This is a genomic window from Salinimicrobium marinum (assembly GCF_014651535.1).
Lineage (GTDB): Bacteria > Bacteroidota > Bacteroidia > Flavobacteriales > Flavobacteriaceae > Salinimicrobium > Salinimicrobium marinum.
Map to the genome: position 1 here is coordinate 57,120 of NZ_BMXB01000011.1, position 23,881 is coordinate 81,000.

At 41.2% G+C, this 23,881-nt stretch carries 23 protein-coding genes; 14 read left to right on the plus strand and 9 right to left on the minus strand.

What is annotated here, in order from left to right:
- Positions 1 to 52: 52 nt before the first annotated feature.
- The 10 genes from IE056_RS12830 (at position 53) to mptB (ending at position 9,955) form a co-directional block, all read left to right on the plus strand.
- On the plus strand, positions 53 to 241 hold the full coding sequence (locus IE056_RS12830; protein WP_189605115.1) for a hypothetical protein: 189 nt from the start codon (positions 53 to 55) through the stop codon (positions 239 to 241).
- Positions 242 to 381: 140 nt separating this feature from the next.
- Positions 382 to 717: an arsenosugar biosynthesis-associated peroxidase-like protein gene (locus IE056_RS12835; RefSeq protein WP_189605116.1), complete on the plus strand. Its 336-nt coding sequence runs from the start codon at positions 382 to 384 to the stop codon at positions 715 to 717.
- 156 nt (positions 718 to 873) lie between these two features.
- Positions 874 to 1,929 carry an arsenosugar biosynthesis radical SAM (seleno)protein ArsS gene (arsS, locus tag IE056_RS12840; protein ID WP_189605117.1) on the plus strand — a complete coding sequence of 352 codons (1,056 nt, stop codon included), beginning with the start codon at positions 874 to 876 and terminating at the stop codon, positions 1,927 to 1,929.
- An 11-nt stretch (positions 1,930 to 1,940) separates the two neighbouring features.
- Entirely contained in the window at positions 1,941 to 2,546 is a 606-nt protein-coding gene (locus IE056_RS12845; RefSeq protein ID WP_189605118.1) for a TIGR04282 family arsenosugar biosynthesis glycosyltransferase, read from the plus strand.
- Positions 2,547 to 3,365: a purine-nucleoside phosphorylase gene (locus IE056_RS12850; protein ID WP_189605119.1), complete on the plus strand. Its 819-nt coding sequence runs from the start codon at positions 2,547 to 2,549 to the stop codon at positions 3,363 to 3,365.
- An 18-nt stretch (positions 3,366 to 3,383) separates the two neighbouring features.
- Positions 3,384 to 4,682, plus strand: a complete 1,299-nt coding sequence (locus tag IE056_RS12855; protein ID WP_189605120.1) for an NAD(P)/FAD-dependent oxidoreductase — start codon at positions 3,384 to 3,386, stop codon at positions 4,680 to 4,682.
- Positions 4,683 to 4,745: 63 nt separating this feature from the next.
- Positions 4,746 to 6,353: a 4Fe-4S binding protein gene (locus IE056_RS12860; protein WP_189605121.1), complete on the plus strand. Its 1,608-nt coding sequence runs from the start codon at positions 4,746 to 4,748 to the stop codon at positions 6,351 to 6,353.
- Positions 6,354 to 6,362: 9 nt separating this feature from the next.
- Positions 6,363 to 7,055 carry a glycosyltransferase family 2 protein gene (locus IE056_RS12865; protein ID WP_189605122.1) on the plus strand — a complete coding sequence of 231 codons (693 nt, stop codon included), beginning with the start codon at positions 6,363 to 6,365 and terminating at the stop codon, positions 7,053 to 7,055.
- Positions 7,055 to 8,563, plus strand: a complete 1,509-nt coding sequence (locus IE056_RS12870; RefSeq protein WP_189605123.1) for a cellulose synthase family protein — start codon at positions 7,055 to 7,057, stop codon at positions 8,561 to 8,563. Before IE056_RS12865 ends, IE056_RS12870 begins: the two co-directional genes overlap by 1 nt.
- A gap of 33 nt (positions 8,564 to 8,596) precedes the next feature.
- Positions 8,597 to 9,955: a polyprenol phosphomannose-dependent alpha 1,6 mannosyltransferase MptB gene (gene mptB, locus IE056_RS12875; RefSeq protein WP_189605124.1), complete on the plus strand. Its 1,359-nt coding sequence runs from the start codon at positions 8,597 to 8,599 to the stop codon at positions 9,953 to 9,955.
- Positions 9,956 to 10,388: 433 nt separating this feature from the next.
- Here the strand turns inward: mptB and IE056_RS12880 are convergent, their stop codons facing one another.
- The 7 genes from IE056_RS12880 to IE056_RS12910 form a co-directional block, all read right to left on the minus strand.
- Positions 10,389 to 11,360, minus strand: coding sequence for a deoxyhypusine synthase family protein (locus tag IE056_RS12880; RefSeq protein WP_189605125.1), 972 nt, complete (start codon positions 11,358 to 11,360; stop codon positions 10,389 to 10,391).
- Positions 11,353 to 12,231 carry an agmatinase gene (speB, locus tag IE056_RS12885; RefSeq protein ID WP_189605126.1) on the minus strand — a complete coding sequence of 293 codons (879 nt, stop codon included), beginning with the start codon at positions 12,229 to 12,231 and terminating at the stop codon, positions 11,353 to 11,355. Before speB ends, IE056_RS12880 begins: the two co-directional genes overlap by 8 nt.
- 56 nt (positions 12,232 to 12,287) lie before the next feature.
- Positions 12,288 to 13,685: an arginine decarboxylase gene (locus tag IE056_RS12890; protein ID WP_189605127.1), complete on the minus strand. Its 1,398-nt coding sequence runs from the start codon at positions 13,683 to 13,685 to the stop codon at positions 12,288 to 12,290.
- Between the two features lie 362 nt (positions 13,686 to 14,047).
- The gene (locus tag IE056_RS12895) at positions 14,048 to 14,926 is read right to left on the minus strand and encodes a pseudouridine synthase (RefSeq protein ID WP_189605128.1); all 879 of its coding nucleotides are present in this window, start codon (positions 14,924 to 14,926) and stop codon (positions 14,048 to 14,050) included.
- Positions 14,927 to 15,021: 95 nt separating this feature from the next.
- Positions 15,022 to 15,927, minus strand: a complete 906-nt coding sequence (locus IE056_RS12900; RefSeq protein ID WP_189605129.1) for a geranylgeranylglycerol-phosphate geranylgeranyltransferase — start codon at positions 15,925 to 15,927, stop codon at positions 15,022 to 15,024.
- A 6-nt stretch (positions 15,928 to 15,933) separates the two neighbouring features.
- Positions 15,934 to 16,872: a mevalonate kinase family protein gene (locus IE056_RS12905; protein WP_189605130.1), complete on the minus strand. Its 939-nt coding sequence runs from the start codon at positions 16,870 to 16,872 to the stop codon at positions 15,934 to 15,936.
- A 194-nt stretch (positions 16,873 to 17,066) separates the two neighbouring features.
- On the minus strand, positions 17,067 to 18,146 hold the full coding sequence (locus IE056_RS12910; protein ID WP_189605131.1) for a diphosphomevalonate decarboxylase: 1,080 nt from the start codon (positions 18,144 to 18,146) through the stop codon (positions 17,067 to 17,069).
- Positions 18,147 to 18,239: 93 nt separating this feature from the next.
- Here IE056_RS12910 and IE056_RS12915 point away from each other — a divergent pair, with 93 nt between their 5' ends.
- The gene (locus tag IE056_RS12915; RefSeq protein ID WP_189605132.1) at positions 18,240 to 18,716 is read left to right on the plus strand and encodes a TspO/MBR family protein; all 477 of its coding nucleotides are present in this window, start codon (positions 18,240 to 18,242) and stop codon (positions 18,714 to 18,716) included.
- On the opposite strand, the gene IE056_RS12920 is transcribed toward IE056_RS12915, so the two are convergent.
- The gene (locus IE056_RS12920) at positions 18,713 to 19,924 is read right to left on the minus strand and encodes a BaiN/RdsA family NAD(P)/FAD-dependent oxidoreductase (RefSeq protein WP_189605133.1); all 1,212 of its coding nucleotides are present in this window, start codon (positions 19,922 to 19,924) and stop codon (positions 18,713 to 18,715) included. The genes IE056_RS12915 and IE056_RS12920 overlap by 4 nt on opposite strands.
- Positions 19,925 to 20,211: 287 nt before the next feature.
- Between IE056_RS12920 and IE056_RS12925 the strand changes: the two genes are divergently transcribed.
- From IE056_RS12925 to IE056_RS12935, 3 genes are all read left to right on the plus strand, one after another.
- A complete protein-coding gene (locus tag IE056_RS12925) occupies positions 20,212 to 21,060 on the plus strand; it encodes an SDR family oxidoreductase (protein WP_189605134.1) in 849 nt (282 codons plus the stop codon).
- A gap of 13 nt (positions 21,061 to 21,073) precedes the next feature.
- Positions 21,074 to 21,316 carry a SemiSWEET family sugar transporter gene (locus IE056_RS12930; RefSeq protein ID WP_229793759.1) on the plus strand — a complete coding sequence of 81 codons (243 nt, stop codon included), beginning with the start codon at positions 21,074 to 21,076 and terminating at the stop codon, positions 21,314 to 21,316.
- A gap of 165 nt (positions 21,317 to 21,481) precedes the next feature.
- A complete protein-coding gene (locus IE056_RS12935) occupies positions 21,482 to 22,657 on the plus strand; it encodes a zinc-dependent alcohol dehydrogenase (RefSeq protein WP_189605136.1) in 1,176 nt (391 codons plus the stop codon).
- 220 nt (positions 22,658 to 22,877) lie between these two features.
- On the opposite strand, the gene IE056_RS12940 is transcribed toward IE056_RS12935, so the two are convergent.
- Positions 22,878 to 23,798, minus strand: coding sequence for a YihY/virulence factor BrkB family protein (locus IE056_RS12940; RefSeq protein ID WP_189605137.1), 921 nt, complete (start codon positions 23,796 to 23,798; stop codon positions 22,878 to 22,880).
- Positions 23,799 to 23,881: the final 83 nt, after the last annotated feature.

Sequence of the window (23,881 nt, forward strand, 5' to 3'; positions counted from 1 at the left end):
GTATTACTCACCAAGTTTTAGTAAATTGAATTAAACTTATACAACCAAGGTTATGGAGGACAAGGAGCGAAAAGAAAATTTAAAATCAACACCGGTTGAAACTCCCAAAGAGGATCAAAAATATCATGTTAATCAATCTACTGAAGAAAGCCAGAAAAGCAATTACGGAATGATTGCCATTATTGTGATCGCTGCCATCATTGTACTTGGGCTGCTGTTCTTCTCAGATCTCTGGGTGTGATCCATCTCCTGGAAATGTACTTTTTTACATATCTAATCACATTTCTATCCGGAATACCACTGCTGCTGCGGTAATTTTCCCGCTGTTGAATTATACAGGTTCGGGATAAGCCGTATATTAGAAGCTTAAAAAATAGTGTTATGTCCAAGACTTATTACGATCCTGCCGATTTGAGAAAATTCGGAAATATTACTGAATGGAATGAAGAACTGGGAAAGAAATTTTTTGATTATTACAATCAGGTTTTTGAAGCAGGAGCTCTTTCTGCGCGTGAAAAATCCCTTATAGCTTTAGCCGTTTCGCACGTGGTACAATGTCCATATTGCATAGACGCCTACACCAAGGATGGATTACAACGCGGTATTGAAAAAGAAGAGATGATGGAAGCCGTCCATGTGGGCGCTGCCATTAAAGGTGGAGCCACCCTGGTTCACGGCGTCCAGATGATGAACAAATACGACAAACTTAGCATGTAAGCTGATTCAAGGAGACTTGCAACGGCGAGGTAGAAGTTGTTTTGCCGATGTAATGGGATTTCCAAAGCAAATTTTATGCTACACCCAAAAAAATTATCGGCTTAACGGGAACTTATCTTATGCTATCTTTTTCTAAACATTTAAACAAAATCCAGTATGCCTGTAAAATCCCTGGCTGCAAGAAAGAACGATCTATCCAATCCTGTGAAACAACTGGAAATTCTGAATAACGGAATTTTTAAGTCGGGCGAGCTACCCTATTTCAAAGATAAAGTTGCATCTACCCCAACTTCTGAACTAAAGCCGAAGAAACTGGAGATACTTCAGTTAAACCTGGGCTATATGTGCAATCAAACCTGTTCTCATTGTCACGTGGATGCGGGACCTGACCGCAAGGAAATCATGACCGTAGAGACCATGGAGCAATGCCTGGAGGTAATTCGAAAAACAGGTGCTCATACCCTCGATCTTACCGGAGGCGCTCCCGAAATGAACCCGAATTTCAGGTGGTTTGTGGAAGAGGCTTCTAAAGCGGGAATCCAGGATTTCATTGTGAGGTCAAACCTTACCATCATCCGTGCGAATAAAAAATATTTCGACCTTCCGGAATTCTTCAAAAAACACAATGTCCATGTCATTTCGTCGCTTCCGTTCTATAAGCGTGAGAAGACAGATCGGCAACGCGGGAAAGGTGTTTTTGATAAATCCATTGAAGCTTTAAAAATGCTGAATTCGGTAGGGTATGGAAGAGAAGGCAGTAACCTGAAACTGGATTTGGTCTACAATCCTTCCGGAGCATTCCTGCCAACGAATCAGGAGGCCTTAGAGAAGGATTTCAAGAAGGCTCTAAAAGAAGATTTCGACATTGATTTCAACCAGCTGTTTGCCATAACGAATCTTCCCATCAGCCGTTTTCTGGAGTATTTGATCGCTTCCGAAAATTATGAAGATTATATGTACGCACTGGTCGAAGCCTTTAACCCTTCCGCAGTAGAAAATGTGATGTGCACCAATACCCTTTCGGTAAGCTGGGATGGCTGGTTGTACGACTGCGATTTTAATCAGATGCTGGGATTAAAGGTAGCCTCTAAGGTGACCCACATAAAAGACTACAATGAAGAAGTACTGCAAAACCGGGACATCATTATTTCCCAGCACTGTTACGGCTGTACTGCCGGGGCGGGAAGTAGCTGCCAGGGTTCTGTAACATAACCTAAAATAAAATGCCTGAAAATAAAAATTTACTCCTCATTTTCACCAGGAACCCTGAACCCGGAAAAGTGAAAAAGAGACTGGCTTCGAGCATTGGAGATGAACCTGCCCTTGAGATTTATAAGTTTCTTTTAAAGCACACTTCAGAAATAACCAAAGATCTTCCTGTCCATAAAGAGGTATATTATTCAGAAAGGATTGAAAAAGAGGATCTTTGGAATGAAACCTATGGTGAAAAGTTGCAAAAAGGAGAAGATCTGGGAGAAAGGATGAAAAATGCATTTCAGAATGGCTTTGAATCCGGCTACCGGAATATTATCATCATTGGCAGTGACCTTTTCGAAATCACAAAAGATGATCTGGAAGAAGCTTTTAACGCCCTGGAAAACTCCGATTATGTAATAGGGCCCGCAAAAGATGGAGGCTATTATTTATTAGGAATGAAAACCTTAAATTTAAAGCTGTTTAAAAACAAATCCTGGAGCACAGCCTCCGTTTTTGAAGACACTATAAAAGATATAAATTCAAAACATATAACCATACTTGAAAAAAGGAATGACATTGATGTTTTTGAAGACATTAGAGATGTTCCTGTTTTTCAGCAATTTTTAAAATAAATGATAAGAGAACTACTGGAAACAACCGAATTTTTAGAAAAAAAAGGCTTTGACAATCCCGAAATTGGAATCATACTCGGTACCGGACTCGGAAAACTGGTACATGAGTTGGAAATAATTTCTGAAGTCAGTTACAATCATATTCCCGGCTTTCCCACTGCCACCGTGGAATTCCATAAGGGAAAGCTCATTTTCGGAAAACTGGAAGGTAAAAAAGTCATTGTGATGGAAGGACGTTTCCATATTTATGAAGGATACAGCCTGTTTGACGTGACTTTTCCTGTACGCATCATGAAACGACTGGGAATAAAAAAGCTTCTAATATCAAATGCTTCCGGAGCTATCAATCCGGAGTTTAAAAAAGGGGATCTAATGCTTATTGATGATCATATAAATCTACAGGGTGGTTCCCCGCTTGCATTTCGGGGAGTAGAGCAACTGGGCACCAGGTTTACAGACATGAGCGCACCCTATGATGCACGGACAGGAGCACTGATGGAAGAAGTTGCCAAAGAACACAAGTTTACTCTGCACAAAGGAGTGTATGCTTCGGTAGTTGGGCCACAGCTTGAAACCCGCGCAGAATACCGTTACCTGAAGATCATTGGTGCAGATGCTGTAGGGATGAGCACAGTTCCCGAGGTGATTGTGGCAAACCACCTGGGAATCCCTGTTTCTGCAGTTTCCGTTTTAACAGATGAATGCGATCCCAATAATCTTGAACCCGTAAATATCCAGGATATCCTGGAGATGTCTGCCAAAGCAGAACCTGATATGATCACCCTATTTAAAGAGGTGATCAAACGACTGGAATATTAATCTGAAGCAGCTCCTGAAATGTCCAAAGAACCGGAACATGTAGTAATCATTGGAAATGGAGTCGCAGGAATCACTGCTGCCCGGCATATCAGGAAAATTTCGGATAAGAGGATTACTGTTATTTCTGCGGAAAGTGATTATTTTTTCTCCCGAACGGCCCTCATGTATGTTTACATGGGACATATGAAATGGAAAAATATAGAGCCTTATGAAGAATGGTTCTGGAAGGAAAACCGCATTGAACTAAAAAGGGCCAGAGTTGAAAAACTTAATACCGCTGCCAAAATCCTCATTTTTGAAAGCGGGGAACAAATGGACTATGATAAGCTTATCCTGGCAACAGGTTCACTTCCTCGGAAAATTGGCTGGGAAGGAGAAAACCTCAAGGGGGTTCAGGGTCTGGTCACCAAACAGGATCTCGAACTTCTGGAGGAAAATTCCCAAGGCTGTAAAAAAGCAGTGATCGTTGGTGGCGGACTCATTGGCGTGGAACTGGCAGAAATGCTGCACACCCGCAATATTGAAGTTACCATGTTGATTCGGGAGCAGAGTTTCTGGCGAAATGTACTACCGGAAAAAGACGCTGCTTTTATTTCTGAACACATTGAATCTCACGGAGTAGAATTGGAATTTGGCACCCAACTGGACAAAATCATTGGAGATGAAACCGGAAGAGTCCGGGCAATTCTTACCTCCACTGGAGAAGAAATTTTCTGTGACCTTGTAGGCCTAAGTATAGGGGTTGTTCCGAATATTTCTTTTCTGAAGGATTCAGAAATAGAAACGAATGTTGGGATTTTAGTCGACCCGTATTTACAAACCAGTGTTGAGGATGTTTTTGCTGTTGGCGACTGCGTCCAGCAACGGGAACAGATTGATGACCGCAGCCCTGTAGAAGCCGTATGGTACACCGCCAGGATGATGGGTGAAACCGTAGCGCAGACTGTCTGTGGAAATCTGTTCAGATACAACCCCGGAAAATGGTTCAATTCGGCGAAATTTTTTGATATCGAATACCAGACTTATGGCAGGGTGTGGCCGGACCCTAAAGAAGATGAACAACATCTGCACTGGGAACACAAGAACAGGGAAAAAGCCATTACGATTGCTTTTAATACAAAATCCGGCAAATTTTTAGGTATTAACACCTTTGGAATCCGAATGAAACACGAGGTTTTTGATGAGTGGCTCCGGGAGGAAAAAGGACTGGAATTCGTACTTACAAACCTTAGAAACGCTAACTTTGATCCTGAATTTTACTCCAGACACGAGAAAGAGATTTTTAGTAGTTTTAAGGAGGATTTTGTTAGAAGTTAACAACCCTCACAGGTTTTGAAAACCTATGAGGTCTGTAAAATAAAAAAAAATGACAGATCAGAAATGAGCAATACAAAACATAATATGTCCCTCGCCGGGGAACCTCCAAATAGGCTAAACACGACGCAAAAAATTGCGACGGGAATCGGCTGGACGGGAGTTTTTATTCTGACGCTTTCTCTTTTTAACGTCAGTTTTCCGGATTGGGGATTATGGCTGTCTTTGGGTTTAATTGCTCTAGGGGTCATTATTTTCGCTAACGACCAGTACCTGGGAAAGCCTACCGCAGTCAAAAACAACGGAATCTGGTTTAAATCCATGACTTCCCGCGGTGTGCTCGCGTGGGGAACGGGTATTTTGCTCACGCTTTTCTACATCGTCTTATATTGGCACCCACAATACCTGGGCTACAATCCAGATGGTGCAAACTCCGGGATAATTGCTCTTTTTGATCCTCTAAGCAGGATGATTAGCGGCTTACCGGCAAGTCAGTGGTTCGTATACGGTACCTTATACACCCTCGCCATTCTGGCTTTCGGATATAAATTCCTTTTGAAATACCGCCACAATCGTTACGAAGTCATTCGTACTTTTTCAGTGATGTTCTTTCAGCTGGGATTTGCCTTTTTGCTTCCGGAAATCCTTATGCGGCTCAATCAACCTTATTACAATCCGGTGAACATCTGGCCGCTTAACTATGATTTGTTTGCAGACTATAAACTTCAGGAATTCTTTTCCGCAGGAAATGTGGGAGTACTCATGATACTTTTTGGGATTGCTTCCATTTTCATCATAACCCCCATCCTTACCTATTTTTACGGAAAAAGATGGTACTGCTCCTGGGTGTGCGGCTGCGGCGGACTCGCAGAAACCGCCGGCGACCCTTACCGCCACCTTTCTGATAAAAGCCGGTCGGCTTGGAAATTTGAACGCTGGATTATTCATTCCGTGTTAGTTTTTGTGGTGGTTATGACCATTGGAGTTATTTACTCCTTTTTGAACGATAATCCGGCAGATTTCTGGCTTACCAAAGATGTTTTTCTCTGGTCATCCGCAGGTTTCCTGGTGCTTTTTTTTGCACTCATCATGATCTTTAAAAAAGATCAACTGGCAGCCGATGCCAAAAAAGCTGCCACTATTTTTCTTGTGGTAATTCTTGCGATCATCAGCGTTAACTATTTCTCCGGAAATGGGAATATTTTCTTTTTTCACGGCTCGCAGCTAAGAACATGGTACGGATTTTTTATTGGCGCCGCTTTTTCGGGAGTAATAGGCGTCGGATTTTATCCCATTTTCGGAAACCGTGTTTGGTGCAGGTTTGGATGCCCTATGGCAGCTATTCTAGGAATGCAGCAACGGCTTTTTTCCCGTTTCAGAATTACCACCAACGGCGGACAATGCATTTCCTGCGGAAACTGTTCCACCTATTGCGAAATGGGAATTGACGTCCGGGCATACGCTCAAAAAGGTGAAAATATTGTTCGTTCCAGCTGCGTTGGCTGCGGAATTTGTGCGGATGTTTGCCCTCGCGGAGTCCTCAAACTTGAAAACGGCCCCAGAGAAAAGCGCATCAATGGGGACGGCGTCCTGCTTGGAAATGACGTGGACCTGCTAGACCTTATCAGAGAGCAAAAACAATCCAATAAGGAAACCGAAAGCTCCCGTCTTTAATTGCCTGTAATGCCACCAATCATAAAAGTTATTATTCCCGCCTACAATGAAGCCGATTCGATAGGCCTGGTTGTAAAAGATATTCCAGATATCGTCCAGGAGGTCATCGTGGTGAGCAATAATTCCACCGATGCCACCGGAGAAAATGCTGCAAAGGCAGGTGCTACCGTTCTAAGAGAGCCAAATAAAGGCTACGGCTATGCCTGTTTGAAAGGAATGAATTATATTGCAAAATCTGCAGTAAAACCCGATATCGTTGTCTTTTTGGATGGCGACTACAGCGATTATCCAGAGGAGTTGAAGAAAATAGTAAAACCTATTATTCAGGACGACATGGATTTTGTAATAGGTGCACGGATGGAGCGGCTAAGGGAAAAAGGAAGCATGACCTTCCCGCAGATCTTCGGAAACTGGTTGGCGACTTTTTTGATGAAGGTGATTTTCAATGCAAAATTTAGTGATCTAGGTCCTTTCAGAGCTATAAAATACGAAAAGCTACTAGAACTGGAAATGCAGGACAAAACCTACGGCTGGACCGTGGAAATGCAATTGAAAGCACTAAAGAAAAAACTTTCATACGTAGAAGTGCCGGTGCATTACAGAAACCGAATTGGTGTGTCGAAAGTCTCAGGGACTGTAAAAGGCGCTTTTATGGCAGGGTTCAAAATCCTTGGATGGATCTTTAAATACAGCTTTAAATAATGGAAACAGTTGTTCTTTATATCTTCATTTCCCTGCTGTTTCTGGTGTTCGTTTACAGCCTGTCAGAACTGAATTTGCTGCTCAACTTTTTCAAAGGGAGAAAATTAAAAAATACTTCAGAAAAACTTGATTTCACAAATGGGGAAGAAATTTCTTTTGTGACCATCCAGCTGCCTGTTTACAACGAAAAAAACGTGGTGGAACGCCTGCTGAAGAATATTTCCAGAATAGAATATCCGCGGGAGAAACTGGAGATTCAGGTACTCGACGATTCCACCGATGATTCTGTACTGCTTACTGCACAGCTCATTTCTACACTACAAAATGACGGGTTAGATATCAAACACATCCGCCGCACAAACAGAAAAGGTTTTAAAGCCGGTGCGTTAAAAGAAGGACTAGAAATTGCAAAAGGGGAATTTATCGCCATTTTTGATTCCGATTTTTTGCCCGGTGAAAACTGGCTGTTGGAAACCGTTCCCTATTTTAAGGACAAAAATATTGGCGTCGTGCAGACTCGCTGGGGACACCTCAACAGGGATTTTTCGTTGCTCACCAAAATCCAGGCCTTTGCGCTAGATTTTCATTTTATCCTGGAACAAACGGGAAGAAACTTTGGTAACCACTTCATAAACTTTAACGGAACTGCGGGAATCTGGAGAAAACAGTGCATCCTGGAAGCAGGAAACTGGTCGGGCGACACTTTAACTGAAGATCTGGACCTCAGCTACCGCGCCCAGCTTGAAAACTGGAAATTTAAATATCTCGAGAAAGTAGAAACTCCGGCAGAATTACCCATTACCCTTCCCGCCGCGCGTTCCCAGCAATTCCGGTGGAACAAGGGAGCCGCAGAGAATTTTCAGAAGAATTTCAGCACCTTGTTCAGGAACAAAAATGTTACTTTAGGAACAAAGTTTCACGCCTTTTTCCACTTGTTGAACAGCAGTTTATTCCTGCTCGTCCTGGCTTTGGCTATTTCAAGTGTGCCAGTATTGTTCATTTTGGACTCTGGAAATTATTCCGGGTATGCTCAAATAATGGCATTTTTCGGAATAAGCACCCTCATTTTCTTTTTTTGTTACTGGATCACCTTTTCCCATATCCACGGAAAAAACTGGCATTCCTTCTTAAGGTACATAGGAATGTTTTTTGCTTTTTTCTCAATTGCCATGGGACTTTCGGTCCACAATTCCATTGCCGCACTGGAAGGCCATTTTGGTAAAAAAAGTGAATTTATCCGGACCCCAAAATTCAATATTTCTGAAAAAGGAAAAAACTTAAAGTTCTCCAGTACTCCTGTAGAAATATCTTTTCAGCTACTGTTGGAAATACTTTTATTCCTCTATTTCATTGTTGCCGCGATAAGTGCTTTTGTACTCAACAACTTTAGTATGATCGTATTCCATATGATGCTGGTTTTCGGATTTGGATATGTGGTTTTTCAGTCGTTGAATATTAGAGGTTCAATTTCTTACCGTAAGGAAAAACCAAACCTCACAGACCTTTGAGAGCTATAAAGTTTAAACCACCAGTATTCTTTAATGGAAATCACCCAGTTAAAATACCACAAATTTCCTCTTCTTCTGCTGCTTGCCAGCAGTGCCTTGTATCTGTCGTTTGCCTATGATCTGGTAAGAGAGGATTTCATAAAGCTCGTCACTCTCTATGTTGCCCTGTTCTTTCTAAGCTGGAAATTTTTCCAGTTAGAAAAATCCAACTGGCAGTTATTACTGGGCGCAGGTATCCTTTTTAGATTGCTTTTTCTTTTTTCCCTTCCCAATCTTTCACAGGATTTCTACCGGTTTGTCTGGGACGGAGAATTGCTTCTGGAAGGAGTGAATCCCTACCTATCTACTCCGGCTGAACTGCTTTCCTCGGGAATTCCGCTTTTTGAGAATGCAGAATTTCTTTATAACGGAATGGGAACTCTTAGCGCCGGAAATCATAGCAATTACCCGCCATTAAACCAACTCATCTTTGCCATCTCCACTTTCTTTTCCGGAGACACTATTCTGGGAGCAGTTGTAGTGATGAGGCTGATTATCATAGCCGCAGAAATGGGAATTTTTTACTTCGGAAGAAAACTTTTAATCACATTAAACCTTCCAGAAAACCGTATTTTCTGGTATTTACTCAATCCTTTTATCATCATAGAACTCACCGGAAATCTACATTTTGAAGCGGTATTGATCTTTTTTTTGATCTGGTCACTTCACCTGCTGCATTACGGAAAATGGCTATTCAGCGCCGCCTTATTAGCCTTTGCTGTTTCGATAAAGCTCATTCCGTTGCTATTCCTTCCGTTGTTTTTCAGAAAACTGGGATGGAAAAAAGCCTTCGGATATTACTTGGTGGTGGCTGCGGTAAACATGATCCTGTTTCTGCCTTTTCTATCCACAGAATTTCTCTCTAATTATATCCAAACCATCGGGCTTTGGTTTCAGAAGTTTGAATTCAATGCCAGTATTTATTACCTCATCCGGTGGATTGGATACCAGGTGGAAGGCTACAACATCCTGGTGTATACCGGTAAACCTCTTGCTGCTGCAACTTTTCTAGCTGTTATTAGTCTGGCTTTATTCCGAAGAAACAAATCTACTACAGGTTTGATCACCATGATGCTATTTGCTATGACTGTCTATTATTTTTTGGCAACTACTGTTCATCCGTGGTACCTGGCAGTACCGGTGATCCTCTGCATTTTTACGAAGTACAGGTTTCCGCTGGTGTGGTCTTTAGTGGTGATATTGAGCTATGCAGCATATTCCAACGTATCATTTCTGGAAGATTTGTGGTTCGTAGGTTTGGAATATGTGGTTGTATATTCGGTGCTGGGTTACGAAATTTATAAATACAATAACCCCCGAAGGGGGAACTCTCACTCTTGTTTATCCCTTTAGCCCAGGAAGGGAATTCTTTCTCTAGATCTTAAAAACCTTTGGACTAAAGCCTAATTTTCTCACCTCCTTCGTTCAAGAACTTAAATATCCTTGCAATTCATCTGATGTCGCAAAAAAGCATTTTCGGATATAAAATCCAGGGCACAGAAGTAGAATATGAATTGCCTCTGGATTTAACCGGAAGCCTAGGCTTAGCGCAATACCAAGCAACCATTCTAACCTATTTTAAGCTAAGAACCTATATTGAAAGCCTGGATTTCAAGATACCTACAAGTTCTTGAAGACCTTGCAGGATAAAACTAAACTACAAACAAATCACAAAAAAAACCTGCAAAATCAATATGATCTTGCAGGTTCATCATATTTCAGCAAGCTCAGGGTTCAGCAGTTACGCCAGTAGACCTGAGCTTGTGAAATAATATTTTTCTCCGGATTACATATCCAGAATGTATGCGAACATCAGTGGTGCAACAATGGTTGCATCACTTTCAATGACAAATTTTGGACCTTGCTTGTCCAGTTTACCCCAGGTGATCTTTTCGTTGGGCACTGCCCCGGAATAGGAACCGTAACTGGTGGTAGAATCTGAAATCTGGCAGAAATAACTCCAGAAAGGAGTATCGGTCATTTCCATATCCTGATATAGCATTGGCACAACACAAATAGGAAAATCTCCGGCAATACCTCCACCAATCTGGAAGAATCCAACCCCGGAATCAGAATTTTTCGTGTACCAATCGGCTAAATATCCCATATATTCAATTCCGGATTTCATGGTGCTAGCTTTCAACTCCCCCTTCATTACATAAGAAGCAAAGATATTTCCCATAGTACTGTCTTCCCAACCCGGAACGACAATAGGAAGGTTCTTTTCAGCTGCAGCATATAACCATGAATCCTTCAGGTCTATTTCATAATATTCTTCCAAAACACCCGAAAGCAGTAATTTATACATAAATTCATGCGGAAAATATCTTTCTCCGGAAGCTTCAGCATCTTTCCATATCTTCACAATATGTTTCTGAATTCTTCGGAAGGCTTCTTCTTCAGGAATGGCCGTATCAGTAACCCGGTTAAGCCCTCTTTCCAGCAAATCCCATTCATCCTGCGGTGTTAAATCGCGGTAATGCGGAAGTCTTTCGTAATGGGTATGAGCCACCAGGTTCATCACATCTTCCTCCAGGTTTGCCCCGGTACAGGAGATGATCTGCACTTTATCCTGACGTATCATTTCAGCAAATATTTTCCCAATCTCTGCGGTACTCATAGCCCCTGCCATGGTTACCATCATTTTGTTGCCCTTTTCTAGTTGTTGCTTGTAGGCTTTTGAAGCATCTACAAGGGCTGCAGCGTTAAAATGTTTATAATGTCTTTCTACAAATTCTGTTATAGGTCCTTTACTCATCGTCTTCGTCTTCTTCGTTATAGTTTTGATATTTGAACTTATAGCTCAACATTTTATAGTACAATTTTGCTGCCAGAAAATCTGATGATTTATCATTTTCATTAGGACATAATTCCACTATATCAAAACCTACTACATTTTTCTTTTTAAACATTAATTTTAAAAACTCCAGTGTTTCAAACCATAATAAGCCTCCCGGTTCCGGAGTACCGGTGGAAGGCATGATAGATGGATCGAAAGCATCAAGATCTATCGTAATAAAAACATTCGGAGTCATTTGCCCAATGGCATCATCCATCCATTCATCATAAAGATCATGTCCAAAATACACCTGATTCTCATCCATATGATCCAGTTCTGAAATATCCATAGAACGGATTCCTACCTGCACAAGATTGGTTGTTTTACTGGCTTCATGCAAGGCGCAGGCATGATTATTTGCAGATCCCTCATACTCGGGTCGCAAATCTGCATGCGCATCCAGCTGAACAACAGTAAGCTCCTCAAAAGTTTCATTAAAAGCTCTTATAGAACCAATGGAAACAGAATGTTCCCCTCCAAAAAGGGTCACAAATTTCTCCTGCTTAAGATAACTTTTTGTGGTTTTGTATACTGCTTCCACCATTTTCTCGGGAGAAGAAGCTTCAGTTACAGGAGGCGCAAGATAGATTCCTTTCTTATATACTTCAGATCGGGTTTCAATATCGAACAGCTCCATATTTTCGGAAGCATCTAAAAAAGCCTCCGGCCCTTTATCTGCTCCTTTTTGCCAGGTACTAGTCCCGTCGTAAGGAACCGGGATCAACACCACTTTTGCATCATCAATGCGTGCATATTTATCCGGAATGCCGGCATAATTCTTTTTATTCATTTGCTGGATGGTTATAGTATTCTACAAATTTCAGATTAAATATAACAAAAAATGATTTATTCATTGTACCCCAATATTTTAAGGAAGTCATCAGCTTTTTGCTGCTCCCTGAAAACACTTGTGGTAAGGTTCCCGTCTTCGTCCCTGTTGATTAAAAGATGTTTTGGCTGCGGAATCAAACAATGCTGTAAACCATCGAAGCCTCCTATGGTTTCCTGATAGGCCCCGGTATTAAAAAAGCCAATGTAAAGTGGTTTTTCCCGCTTGTACTTTGGAAGATAAATGGCGTTGGTGTGCTGCTCGGAATTGTAATAGTCATCACTATCACAGGTCATCCCTCCCAGCAGTACTCGCTCATATTCATCATTCCAACGATTTACGGCAAGCATTACGAACTTCTTACTTATAGCCCAGGTATCTGGAAGGGTGGTAATAAAAGAAGAGTTGATCATATTCCATTTCTCACGATCATTTTGCTGCTTCTGGTATAAAATTTCATAAATAGCGCCTCCGCTCTCTCCTACCGTGAATGATCCAAACTCGGTAAAAATATGCGGCACATCCACTTCTGCCTCGTCGCAAGCCAGTTTTATCTGGTTTACGATCTCTTCCACCATGTATTTGTAATCATATTCAAAATGAAGAGAATTCTTAACCGGGAAACCTCCACCAATATTTAAACTATCAAGTGACGGACATATCTTTTTCAGGTTAATGTAAACCTTCAGACATTTTAAAAGTTCGTTCCAGTAGTAAGCAGTATCACGAATTCCGGTATTAATGAAAAAATGCAACATCTTTAGCTCCACCTGCTCATTTTCACTTATTTGTTTGTTATAAAACGGAACTATGTTCTTATAACCTATCCCCAATCTTGAGGTGTAAAATTCAAATTTTGGTTCTTCTTCAGAAGCAATCCGGATTCCAATCTTGTATTTACCGTCAATAGCTTCAGAAAGAAGGTCTATTTCCTCATAATTATCAATGATTGGAATGCAGTTTTTATGCCCGCTGTTGATCAAATCTGCAATGTTTGAAACATAATGATCTCGTTTAAAACCATTACAGATCACATAAGTATCATCGGTAATCTTTCCCTTTTTCTTCAGGCTTTCCACAATTTTCATGTCAATTGCGGCCGATGTTTCTATGTGAATATCATTTTTAAGGGCCTCGTTCAGCACATGGTTAAAATGTGAACTTTTAGTACAATAGCAATAATTATAAGTGGCTTTATAATCACTTTTTTCGAGTGCGTCTGCAAACCATTTTTTTGCCCTGCCTATGTTATCAGATATCTTAGGAAGATAAGTGAATTTTAAAGGGGCTCCATATTTCTTCACCAGCTCCATGAGATCTATGTCGTGAAACCGAAGTTCGCTGCCTTCTAACGTGAATTCCTCTTGTGGAAAATAATATGTTTGATCTATTAAGTCTCGGTACTTTGTATTCAATTTCTTTAAATATAAAATTAAAAGGTTAAAAATTAGAGATTAAAAGTGGGAGCAGAAAACATACAGTGATAAAAGTTTGTTAAGGCTTTCCCGTGCCAGTTTCCGAACCTTCTCATCTCTTAAAAAACACCTTTTATCCATTAGTGAATTGATGCAATTGGTTCCAGATCAATAGCGGTACAAAAATAGAAAAAAGCCCGATAGTAAAATGGGCTTTCTTTGCATTTTCACAGGTAATATTTTCTGGGCGTGCTCCTCTCAGGGTCGGGCCTTACGCTGCAAACTCTCGCTTGGAATAGCTGCGGGATTTTCGCTGCAATCCCTCACTCGGATTTCGTCCCGATTAGGGTTAATCTGCTGGACTACAGATTCCCCATATTGATGATTTCCTGTTTAGATAAAACACGCCAGTGTCCCCGCGGAAGGTCTTTTTTTGTAAGTCCGCCATAGACTACCCGATCCAGTTTCACTACTTCATAATTCAGGCTCTTGAAGATTCGTTGTACCACGTGATTTTTGGTGCTTCGCAACTCAATTCCCACTTCGCGCTTCGGCTTATTTTCAATGTAACTTATATCGGTAACATTTACTTTTCCGTCTTCCAGGGTTACCCCCTCTTTAATCTTTTGAAGGTCTTCATAGCTTACCTCCTTATTGAGTTCCAGATGATAGATTTGACGTAATCCATTCTTGGGATTAGCCAGATTTTTAGCCATTTTTCCGTCATTGGTAAAAAACATTAATCCGGTGGCCTGGGTATCCAGTTTTCCAACAGGATCCAATTTGGACTTGGAGGCATTTGCGATAAGATCCATCACGGTTCTGTTATTCTTTTCGACATTTCCCGTTACGTAAAAACCTTTCGGCTTATTCAGCAATACATATTCGGGTTTTTCCGGTTTGATTCGGCGACCGTCAAATTTCACCTCATCGGTTAATTTAACTTTATGGCCCATTTCCGTGACCACTTCTCCGTTAACCGTAACATTTCCGGCAGCAATATAAATGTCCGCATCCCTTCGAGAGCACATTCCGGAGTTGGCGATATATTTATTCAGCCTGATACCGTCCGTTTTATCTCCTTGTTTTTTAGGTATAGGGGCATTGCCTCTGGCTGTAGACTTTTCTGCTCTTTCTTCTCTGTTCACGGGAGAATTACCGCGTGCATGTGATTTCTTTCTTTCACCTCCACCTTGCCTGCCACCGTATTTACTTCCCGATGACCTGTCATTTCTGCTCATACTTATAATTTTTTTACAAAGATAAGGCTTTGTACAACAATAAAAGTTTTTAACGCTTTAAGTTAAAAAACCAAGGAAGATTTACAAAATAAGGTTTAGAGAACCCTGCCCAACAAAGCATCTGTATCGATCAATAAGATACTGAAAACACCAGCCACTATGATAAACTTAAGCAAATTGTGAAGCACCAAATACTGCCATTTAGCTTTACTAAAAAAGAGAAATAACAGAAAAAACACCAGCAGGATCAATGCTCCATAAAAGAAATAGTCCATCTGGCCAATTTCAAAATTGACAATTAACAGGTATCCGGGAATAAAGGAAAGCAAAGCAAGTCCCGCCAATAAAATTTTACTCAGCTTCTCTCCATAAACTATTGGAATGGTTTCATACCCCAGCACTACGTCCCCTTTCATATTCTCCAGGTTCTTCACCAGTTCCCGCATTACAATGATGAGGTATAAAAATGCCGCATGTACAAAAATGACGGTATCAAAATTTTTATAATGGACGAAAATGGCAAAAAAAGGAGCTATTGTTAATACCGAAACCACCAGATTTCCTAAAAAAAGCAATTTTTTGATTCCGTAAGAATAAAGCCAGATAAAAAAGATATAGCTGGAAAAGAAGACCACTGTTCGAAAAGACACATAACTGGCAAAGAAGACGGCTGCCAGGTTTAGCATAAAGTATACCGAAAGTTTTGTTCTCTGACTCACAAAGCGATCCAGCATGGTTTTTTGCGGCCGGTTGATCAAATCCTTTTCGCTGTCGTAAAAGTTATTGATGATATATCCCGAAGCTACGACTGAGGCCGTGGCAAGAACTATAAAAAAAAGGTTGAGATCAAAAAGCACTTCCCTTAGCGGCAGGTCGGGTGCCAGGATAAACATTGAGGTAAGATACTGGGCAAGGACCAATATTAAAATATTGTACCCTCTCACCACTGAAAACAAACTAAAGATTTTAAGAAGCAGGCGTTTTTTAGAAATAGAGACCATACATCTTTAGAAGTTGTAAACCACCTCTAAACGATAATCTTTTAAAGCATTACGGGCTTTATCAATATCCTCTGTAAATCCTAAAATATAACCACCACCACCAGATCCACATAGTTTCAGGTAATAATCGTTGGTTTCAATTCCGTTTTTCCAAAGTTTGTGGAACTGCACGGGAATCATTGGTTTGAAATTATCAAGCACCACATGGGAAAGTTTTTTCATGTTTCCGAAGAGTGATTTCACGTCTCCTTTCAGGAAATCGTCCACACAGGCATCTGTATGCTTCACGAATTGATCTTTCAGCATTTTTCTGAATGGCTCCTGTTTCATGTTTTCCATAAAAATATTTACCATAGGAGCAGTCTCTCCTACAGAACCACTATCCAGCAAAAACACAGCGCCTTTGCCATTTTGGGTTTGCGAAGGAATTCCTGCAGGCTCAATATTATCTTTGGAATTAATAAGAATAGGAATGCTCAAATATGAGTTCAATGGATCCAGACCCGATGATTTTCCGTGGAAAAAGGATTCCATTTCTCCGAAAATCTTTTTCAGTTTAAGAAGCTTTTCCCTGGTAAGATTTTCAAGAACCGTAATTTTATCAAGCGCATACTCGTCATATATCGCCGCCACCAAAGCACCACTACTTCCAACCCCATATCCCTGCGGAATACTGGAATCAAAATACATACCTTTATCAATATCACTGTTGAGCTCTTCAAAATTGAATTGCACCAGCGACGGATTCTCCTGCTGAAGGTTCTTTAGGTACCCGGCAAAACGCTTCAGACTTTCATTTGATTTCTTTGCATCTTCTGAAGGATCTTCATCCACCTTCAAAGCTCCATTATAAAAATTATAAGGAATGGATAAACCCTTGGAATCCTTAATGATGCCATATTCCCCGAAGAGTAATATTTTTGAATAAAATAAAGGTCCTTTCATGTTCGATCTTTGGCTATGTGACTTAGAAATGTAAAGTTATGATTTTTTTAAGCCTCTTCACAATTAGTACTGCAAATATAACTTACTTTTCACAAACTCAACATACTCATTATTACAAAATTACTTTCAAAATCTATTCCTAAAAGGCTTTTTACGCTGGTATTCCTGCAGAGCAAAAAAGATTGCAGAATTTATTAAATCCTCTTCGCTCCCGCCCCAACTTCATCTTTGATATACTGCCCATCCTGGCAATGTTCCACCAGTTCTTCTTCTATGAAACTCATGACAGCCTCTTTTTCTTTCTTCGGAAAAAGTAAATGCACGTTGGCCCCCGCATCTAAAGTAAAACAGGGATGAAGTCCGGTTTTTTGTCTAAATCTGAAAACCTTGTTGATTATAGCCAGCGTATGAGGTTTCATCAACAGAAAATATGGCCTACTGCTCATCATCATGGCGTGCAGCGTCAATGCTTCACTTTCCACAAGTTCTGTAAAAGCCAGTAAATTACCCGACTTAAAAACATCCTGAAGTTTGGCAAGGTTCTCGTGCGCCTGCTCAAATCGCTGCTCAGCAAAGGGATGGCCGTTCATTAGATCGTGGCCCACCGTACTGCTCACCTGCTTTTCACCTTTATCAACCAGCAGGATCACATCCTGGTAATCTTTAAAGTTCTGGTGCACCTCAGATGGATATTTGACTCCAAAAAGATCACTGCTGCCTTCAGTTTCATGTTTGCCCCATACTACCAGCTCTCCTTCAATACTCCTGCACGCACTTCCCGATCCAAGTCTCGCCAGAAAAGATGCCTTTCGGGTAAAAAATTCCTCAGTCATCAATGGATCAAGTTCTTTCTCCAGGCTCATAAGGCAGAGCGCCAGAGCACTCATTCCGCTCGCTGAAGAAGCAATTCCGCTGCTATGGGGAAAAGAATTTGAGGTATGAATTGTGAAATTGTATTCCTTCAGAAATGGAAGATAAGCTTCAATTCTTCTGAAAAATTGCTCAATCTTGGGTCGAAAAGATGGTTTCTTTTCACCTTCAAAAAAGAGTTCGAAATCAAAATTATTAGATGGGTTTTCCTTTTTCTGAAAAGAAAGACTGGTCGTGGTCTTACAGTAATTAAGCGTGAAACTTACAGAAGGATTCGCCGGAATCTGATTTTCTCTCTTCCCCCAGTATTTTACCAGGGCAATATTACTCGGCGACTGCCAGGTTACTTTTCCTTCACTTATTTCTTCAGAATAATTCTTCGGAATAAAATCTTGTGCCGTCATTTCTTCAATTTCAGCAAAGATAATTTTTCCTGTTAAAGCCTTTAGCTGCCAAATGAAATAAATTACTATTTTAGTGCACACAACCGGTCAAGCATGACAAAAAAGTCCATTTTAAAATACGCAGGAAGTATTGCTGTATCCCTCCTGGCTGCTTTTGTAGGCTGGGTTGCTATTAGTGCTTCGTATTCGCCCTGGTATTTAAACTTAGAAAAAAGCACATTTCATGTGCAGGATTGGGTTTTCGCACCCGTATGGATCCTCTTGTTGATCATTACGGGAGTAGCTGCAGGAATCGTATGGAACAAAGGCTTTTACCATAAGTGGGTACAGGTAGCCCTGTACCACTATGGATTTCAACTAATTCTCACCGGCCTCTGGTTTCTTGCCTTCTTTGGATTACAACAAACATTTTTAGCTTTATTAATAGTAATTGCCATGCTCGTTTTGCTGTTTCTTACCATTAAATGGTTTAAGATAGTAGAAGACACTGCTGCTTACATGATCTATCCCGCAGTGGTATGGGTAATTTATATTGGGATGCTCAATTTCGAGATCTGGCGGTTAAATTAACGACCACTCATAGCTTTTGCTGCAATATATCCTCCAGTCCAGGCATTCTGAAAGTTGAAGCCCCCGGTGATTGCATCAATGTTCAATACCTCTCCCGCAAAGAAAAGATTGGGGCAAATCTTACTTTCAAATGTTTTGAAATTCACCTCTTTCAGATCTACCCCGCCCGCTGTTACAAATTCTTCCTTAAAAGTGCTTTTCCCGCTTACTTTGAAAACTCCTTTTGTAATCTGCCCTGCCAATTCCGATAGCTGACCCTTATTAAGATCTGCCCAATTTGCGGTTGCTGGAATTCCTGCAGCCTCCACCAGTTTTTGCCACAATCGCTTCGGAAGATTGAACTGCGCATATTTTGAAGGATGTTGCCGTGCATATGCCTGTTTTAATTCCAGTAATGCCTCCAGCACTTCTTCTGAAGTGGATTCTGGCTGCCAGTTTATCTCAACTTCAAAATCTTTCCGGTCACTTAATTCGCGGGCTCCCCAGGCAGAAAGTTTCAGGATCGCAGGTCCGCTCATCCCCCAATGGGTGATCAACAACGGACCTTCGCTTTGCTCTTTTCCATCCACCACTTTCACAGAAGCAATCGTAGCAACTCCGGGCAAATCTTTGATCCGCTCATCCTGAATATTGAATGTGAAGAGCGAGGGAACTCCCGGCACTACTGTATGTCCAAGATTCTCCAGTAATTTCCAGATTTTTGGGTTGCTTCCGGTCGCAATAAGTACTTTTTCTGCTAGAAAATCTCCCTGAGAAGTCTTCATTTCCCATCGATCTTCCTGTTGTATTATTTCCTGAACCGCATGTTTGACACACAACCTGATTCCCAATCTCTGAATTTCCCTCAAAAAACAATCTATTATGGTTTGAGACGAATCACTAACGGGAAACATCCTGCCATCCTCTTCGATTTTTAGCTCCACCCCACGCTCTTCGAACCATGCAATGGTATCTCCGGTCATAAACGTATGAAAAGGCCCTCTCAGCTCCTTTTGACCCCTTGGATAATTCTTTATCAGCTCCTTCGGAAGAAATTCCGCATGTGTTACATTACATCTTCCGCCTCCCGAAACCCGAACTTTTGAAAGCACTTCCTTTCCTCTTTCAAGGATCGTTATCTTTGCATCGGGAGCCATTTCCGCCGCATTGATGGCTGCAAAAAATCCGGCAGCGCCACCTCCAATAATTACAATATCCTGTTCTGTCATGCTGGTGCTTTTCAGCCAAAGGTTTCCGGCTCTTAGAAAACCCAAAGGTATTCAAAAATTCACTTCAGGTTTACTTCGGCTATTCTGCTCGTGGATAAAATCATTTTTTAGCTTGAAAATGTCAGGAGCGTAGTCGAAATGCAATTATCAGCTGAAAGGGCAATTATTAACAACAGGAGGTGCTTTAGATTTCTTCAGTTGTTAAATCACGCGATAAACTTTTCTTAAAACCACTTCATTTTCAGGATGCTTCTTTAATTTTAATGGAAACGAAAAATCTTTCTACGATGAGCAAACCAAAAGAATTCCCTGAGCAGCAACAGGAACAGCCGGGAAAAGAGAATAAAATGAATCCGGAACCGGAGATAATCAGAAAGAATTATAAAGGAAGTGAAAAATTAAAAGGCAAGGTTGCTTTGATAACCGGTGGTGACAGTGGCATTGGAAGAAGTGTAGCTGTACATTTTGCAAAAGAAGGAGCCAACGTTGCCATTGTTTATCTTAAGGAAGATGAAGATGCTAAAAAAACCCGGAAGCTGGTGGAGGAAGCAGGGCAGGAATGTTTCCTTTTAGAAGGAGATGTGAAAGATGACATTTTCTGCAAAAAAGCAGTAGATGAAACTGTCAAGAAATTTGGCGGCCTCAATATCCTGGTAAACAATGCCGGAATGCAGGTTCCTAAAGACGCACCTGAAGAAGTTACTAAAGAACAATTGCATACCACTTTTGAAACAAATATCTATCCCTATTTCTACACGGTGAAAGAAGCCCTGAAACATTTGAAGGCCGGAGACAGTATTATCAATACCACTTCGGTCACAGCATATAGAGGCAGCACTCATTTACTGGATTATTCCAGCACCAAGGGAGCAATTACTGCCTATACCAGATCTTTGTCTAAAATGCTCGCAGAAAAAAACATAAGGGTGAACGGAGTTGCGCCGGGGCCTATCTGGACTCCTCTTATACCGGCAACTTTTGACGACGTGGAAGACTTCGGAAAAAAAGTTCCCATGGGCCGGGCCGGGCAGCCCAGTGAAGTGGGTCCGGCTTATGTGTATCTGGCTTGCGAGGACAGCAGCTATATGACGGGACAGGTCCTACATATCAATGGCGGTGAAGTAGTAGGAGCTTAAGATGGACTGGACCATGATACTAGGTCTGGTAGCAGGGATTTGCACCACTGCTGCTGTCATACCTCAACTATGGAAGGCCTGGAAAACGAAAAAAGTAACTGATGTGTCACCGGGGATGTTTTTTGTTCTTATTACCGGACTTGCCCTCTGGACCGTGTACGGACTTCTTCAAAGTGACTGGCCCATCATCATTACCAATGGACTTGCTTTATGCCTCAACAGTCTAATGCTTTACTTTCTTTTTAAGTACGACTGATAATTTCTCCAAAAAATCATCTTTTAGATGTTAAACATCTTATAATTAGATGACTATTAGCATTTTATTATCATAGTCAACGCTGCAGATTTTATATCTTAAAGTCAGAACCCTTTCCGGGTTCTGTTCTTTTATTCATTATTAACATTTAAACCAACAGAAAGTATGAGAGCATTAGTGTATCATGGAAGAAACGATGTAAGAATAGATAATGTTCCAGATCCAAAAATAGAGGAGGCCGGTGACGTAATCATAAAAGTCACTAAAACCGCCATTTGCGGATCTGATCTTCACCTTGTGGATGGCTTAATGCCCACCATGGAAGAAGGTGATATTCTTGGCCATGAATTTATGGGAGAGATCGTGGAGGTAGGATCTGCAGTTCAGAAATTTAAAAAAGGAGACCGGGTGGTAGTGCCATTCACCATTGCCTGCGGGCATTGCCAGTTTTGTGATGATGACCTGTATTCTTTATGTGACAACTCCAATCCTAATCCAGATTTATCTAAAGCCAGTACAGGACATTCTATTTCGGGGATTTTCGGATATTCTCACACCCTGGGAGGATATTCTGGTGGACAGGCAGAATATGTCCGGGTTCCTTATGCCGATGTGGGCCCTATAAAAGTACCTGATTCCTTAAGTGATGAGCAGGGATTATTTTTATCTGATATTTTTCCGACAGGTTATATGGCTGCTGAAAATGCCAATATTAAACCGGGCGATACTGTGGCCATCTGGGGCTGCGGACCAGTAGGTCAGTTCACTATTAAAAGTGCATGGATGCTTGGCGCCGGAAGGGTCATTGCGATTGATGATGTACCCGAAAGACTGGACATGGCAGAAAAACAGGGAAGAGCCGAAACCATACGGACTACCAACCGGATGGATGTCTATGAGAAACTCATGGAAATGACCAACGGGAAAGGACCCGACTCGTGTATAGATGCCGTGGGTGCAGAATGTCACGGAGATACCATGTTTGGAAAAGTAATCGATAAAACCAAAGAGGTGTTACACGCCCCCATGTCCCGGCCTTATGTATTACAGCAAATCATGATGAGCTGTAAAAAAGCAGGAACGCTTTCCATCCCGGGAGTTTATATTGGGATGGTAAATGAAGTACCTTTTGGCGCGGCTATGAACAAGGCCTTACAAATTAATATGGGACAAACGCATGTACAGCGCTATTTAAAGCCACTTTTGGCAAAGATCGAAGCAGGCGAAATTGATCCTTCTTTTGTAATTACACACCGTTTGAGCTTGGATGACGCACCTAAAGCCTATGAAACCTTTAAAAATAAGGAAGATAATTGTATTAAGGTAGTGATGACTCCGTAGGTTTATCAATATTATTGGCCTCAACAAAGAGGCTGTCTAAAAATTATTTTTACATCAACCTGTCCCCGAACATTTGGGAGTTTCAGATTTTAATAAATTCTGACATTAAAGATGAATATGATTCAGAAAAAAATTCAGAAGGACGATTTATGAAACTTTTTAGACAGCCTCTTTTCCTATTTACAATATGAATAAAACTCTGAAATAAAACCAGCCCTTCCTATTCCACCGGCTTGCTGTTGTAATGATCTTTAGAACTTCCAGCATTCCGGGCGTATTCTTCACTTACCGAATTCAGTTCTGCCCCAACAAGAATAATTAAACTTGTCAACAACAGCCACAACATTAAAACCACCACTGCTGAAATTGAGCCATACACTTCTCCATAACTTCCGAAATTACTTACATAATAAGAAAATCCCCAGGAAGCTATCAACCATAAAACAGTAGCTACCAGCGCCCCCGGAAACACCCATTTAAATCTGGGACGAGGTCTTGCCGGCGCAAATTTATATATAAGGCACAGAAAGAGCACCACAATGATTGCCAGCACCACCCATCGTAGCCAGCTAATCAAATTTTCAATTTGTGAGGGTAAGCCAATTTGATCTACCAGGGCAGGAAATGCTACAATTAAAATCATGCTTAGAATTACCAGAATAATGGCTCCAAGAGTGAAGGCAAGGGTAAGAGCATTCTGTTGTATTAAACCGCGGGTGTTCTTAGTGTTATAAGCTATATCCACGCCTGTAAACAATGATTTGATTCCTTTATTGGCACTCCACAAACTAAAAAGAATACCCAATGCCGTTCCCCAGCTCAGGGTCTCCCCGGAAGTGGAAGTGAACTTTTCAATTTGAGTTTCAATAATGCCAAATGCCTGCTCTGGCAGCATGGATGAAAGCTGACTAATCTGACTCTCTATTTGCTGCGGATCCAGTGCCAGTCCGTAAATGGAGATGAGGGCCATTATAGCAGGAAAAACAGCAAGAAAAGCATAGAATGCCACTCCTGCAGAAACGATCGCCACATTATCTTCTCCTATGCTGTCTTTGACGGTCATCACAATGGATTTCCATCCCGATCCGGATATTTTTGCTGGGCTTTTAGGTTCTGTGTTTTGGCGTGGTTGTTTAGACATTATAGAATTTTATAGATTTAACAAGGCATTTATCCTGCCTGATTTATAGCTCTTTAAATAAAGCTACTAAAATATAAGTCGGT

What these genes read in the sequence shown, in the direction of transcription:
- IE056_RS12830 (WP_189605115.1), top strand. Translation starts at nt 53, where the DNA reads ATGGAGGACAAGGAGCGAAAAGAAAATTTAAAATCAACACCGGTTGAA.
- IE056_RS12835 (WP_189605116.1), top strand. Translation starts at nt 382, where the DNA reads ATGTCCAAGACTTATTACGATCCTGCCGATTTGAGAAAATTCGGAAAT.
- arsS (WP_189605117.1), top strand. Translation starts at nt 874, where the DNA reads ATGCCTGTAAAATCCCTGGCTGCAAGAAAGAACGATCTATCCAATCCT.
- IE056_RS12845 (WP_189605118.1), top strand. Translation starts at nt 1,941, where the DNA reads ATGCCTGAAAATAAAAATTTACTCCTCATTTTCACCAGGAACCCTGAA.
- IE056_RS12850 (WP_189605119.1), top strand. Translation starts at nt 2,547, where the DNA reads ATGATAAGAGAACTACTGGAAACAACCGAATTTTTAGAAAAAAAAGGC.
- IE056_RS12855 (WP_189605120.1), top strand. Translation starts at nt 3,384, where the DNA reads ATGTCCAAAGAACCGGAACATGTAGTAATCATTGGAAATGGAGTCGCA.
- IE056_RS12860 (WP_189605121.1), top strand. Translation starts at nt 4,746, where the DNA reads ATGAGCAATACAAAACATAATATGTCCCTCGCCGGGGAACCTCCAAAT.
- IE056_RS12865 (WP_189605122.1), top strand. Translation starts at nt 6,363, where the DNA reads ATGCCACCAATCATAAAAGTTATTATTCCCGCCTACAATGAAGCCGAT.
- IE056_RS12870 (WP_189605123.1), top strand. Translation starts at nt 7,055, where the DNA reads ATGGAAACAGTTGTTCTTTATATCTTCATTTCCCTGCTGTTTCTGGTG.
- mptB (WP_189605124.1), top strand. Translation starts at nt 8,597, where the DNA reads ATGGAAATCACCCAGTTAAAATACCACAAATTTCCTCTTCTTCTGCTG.
- IE056_RS12880 (WP_189605125.1), bottom strand. Translation starts at nt 11,360, where the DNA reads ATGAGTAAAGGACCTATAACAGAATTTGTAGAAAGACATTATAAACAT.
- speB (WP_189605126.1), bottom strand. Translation starts at nt 12,231, where the DNA reads ATGAATAAAAAGAATTATGCCGGCATTCCGGATAAATATGCACGCATT.
- IE056_RS12895 (WP_189605128.1), bottom strand. Translation starts at nt 14,926, where the DNA reads ATGAGCAGAAATGACAGGTCATCGGGAAGTAAATACGGTGGCAGGCAA.
- IE056_RS12900 (WP_189605129.1), bottom strand. Translation starts at nt 15,927, where the DNA reads ATGGTCTCTATTTCTAAAAAACGCCTGCTTCTTAAAATCTTTAGTTTG.
- IE056_RS12905 (WP_189605130.1), bottom strand. Translation starts at nt 16,872, where the DNA reads ATGAAAGGACCTTTATTTTATTCAAAAATATTACTCTTCGGGGAATAT.
- IE056_RS12910 (WP_189605131.1), bottom strand. Translation starts at nt 18,146, where the DNA reads ATGACGGCACAAGATTTTATTCCGAAGAATTATTCTGAAGAAATAAGT.
- IE056_RS12915 (WP_189605132.1), top strand. Translation starts at nt 18,240, where the DNA reads ATGACAAAAAAGTCCATTTTAAAATACGCAGGAAGTATTGCTGTATCC.
- IE056_RS12920 (WP_189605133.1), bottom strand. Translation starts at nt 19,924, where the DNA reads ATGACAGAACAGGATATTGTAATTATTGGAGGTGGCGCTGCCGGATTT.
- IE056_RS12925 (WP_189605134.1), top strand. Translation starts at nt 20,212, where the DNA reads ATGAGCAAACCAAAAGAATTCCCTGAGCAGCAACAGGAACAGCCGGGA.
- IE056_RS12930 (WP_229793759.1), top strand. Translation starts at nt 21,074, where the DNA reads ATGATACTAGGTCTGGTAGCAGGGATTTGCACCACTGCTGCTGTCATA.
- IE056_RS12935 (WP_189605136.1), top strand. Translation starts at nt 21,482, where the DNA reads ATGAGAGCATTAGTGTATCATGGAAGAAACGATGTAAGAATAGATAAT.
- IE056_RS12940 (WP_189605137.1), bottom strand. Translation starts at nt 23,798, where the DNA reads ATGTCTAAACAACCACGCCAAAACACAGAACCTAAAAGCCCAGCAAAA.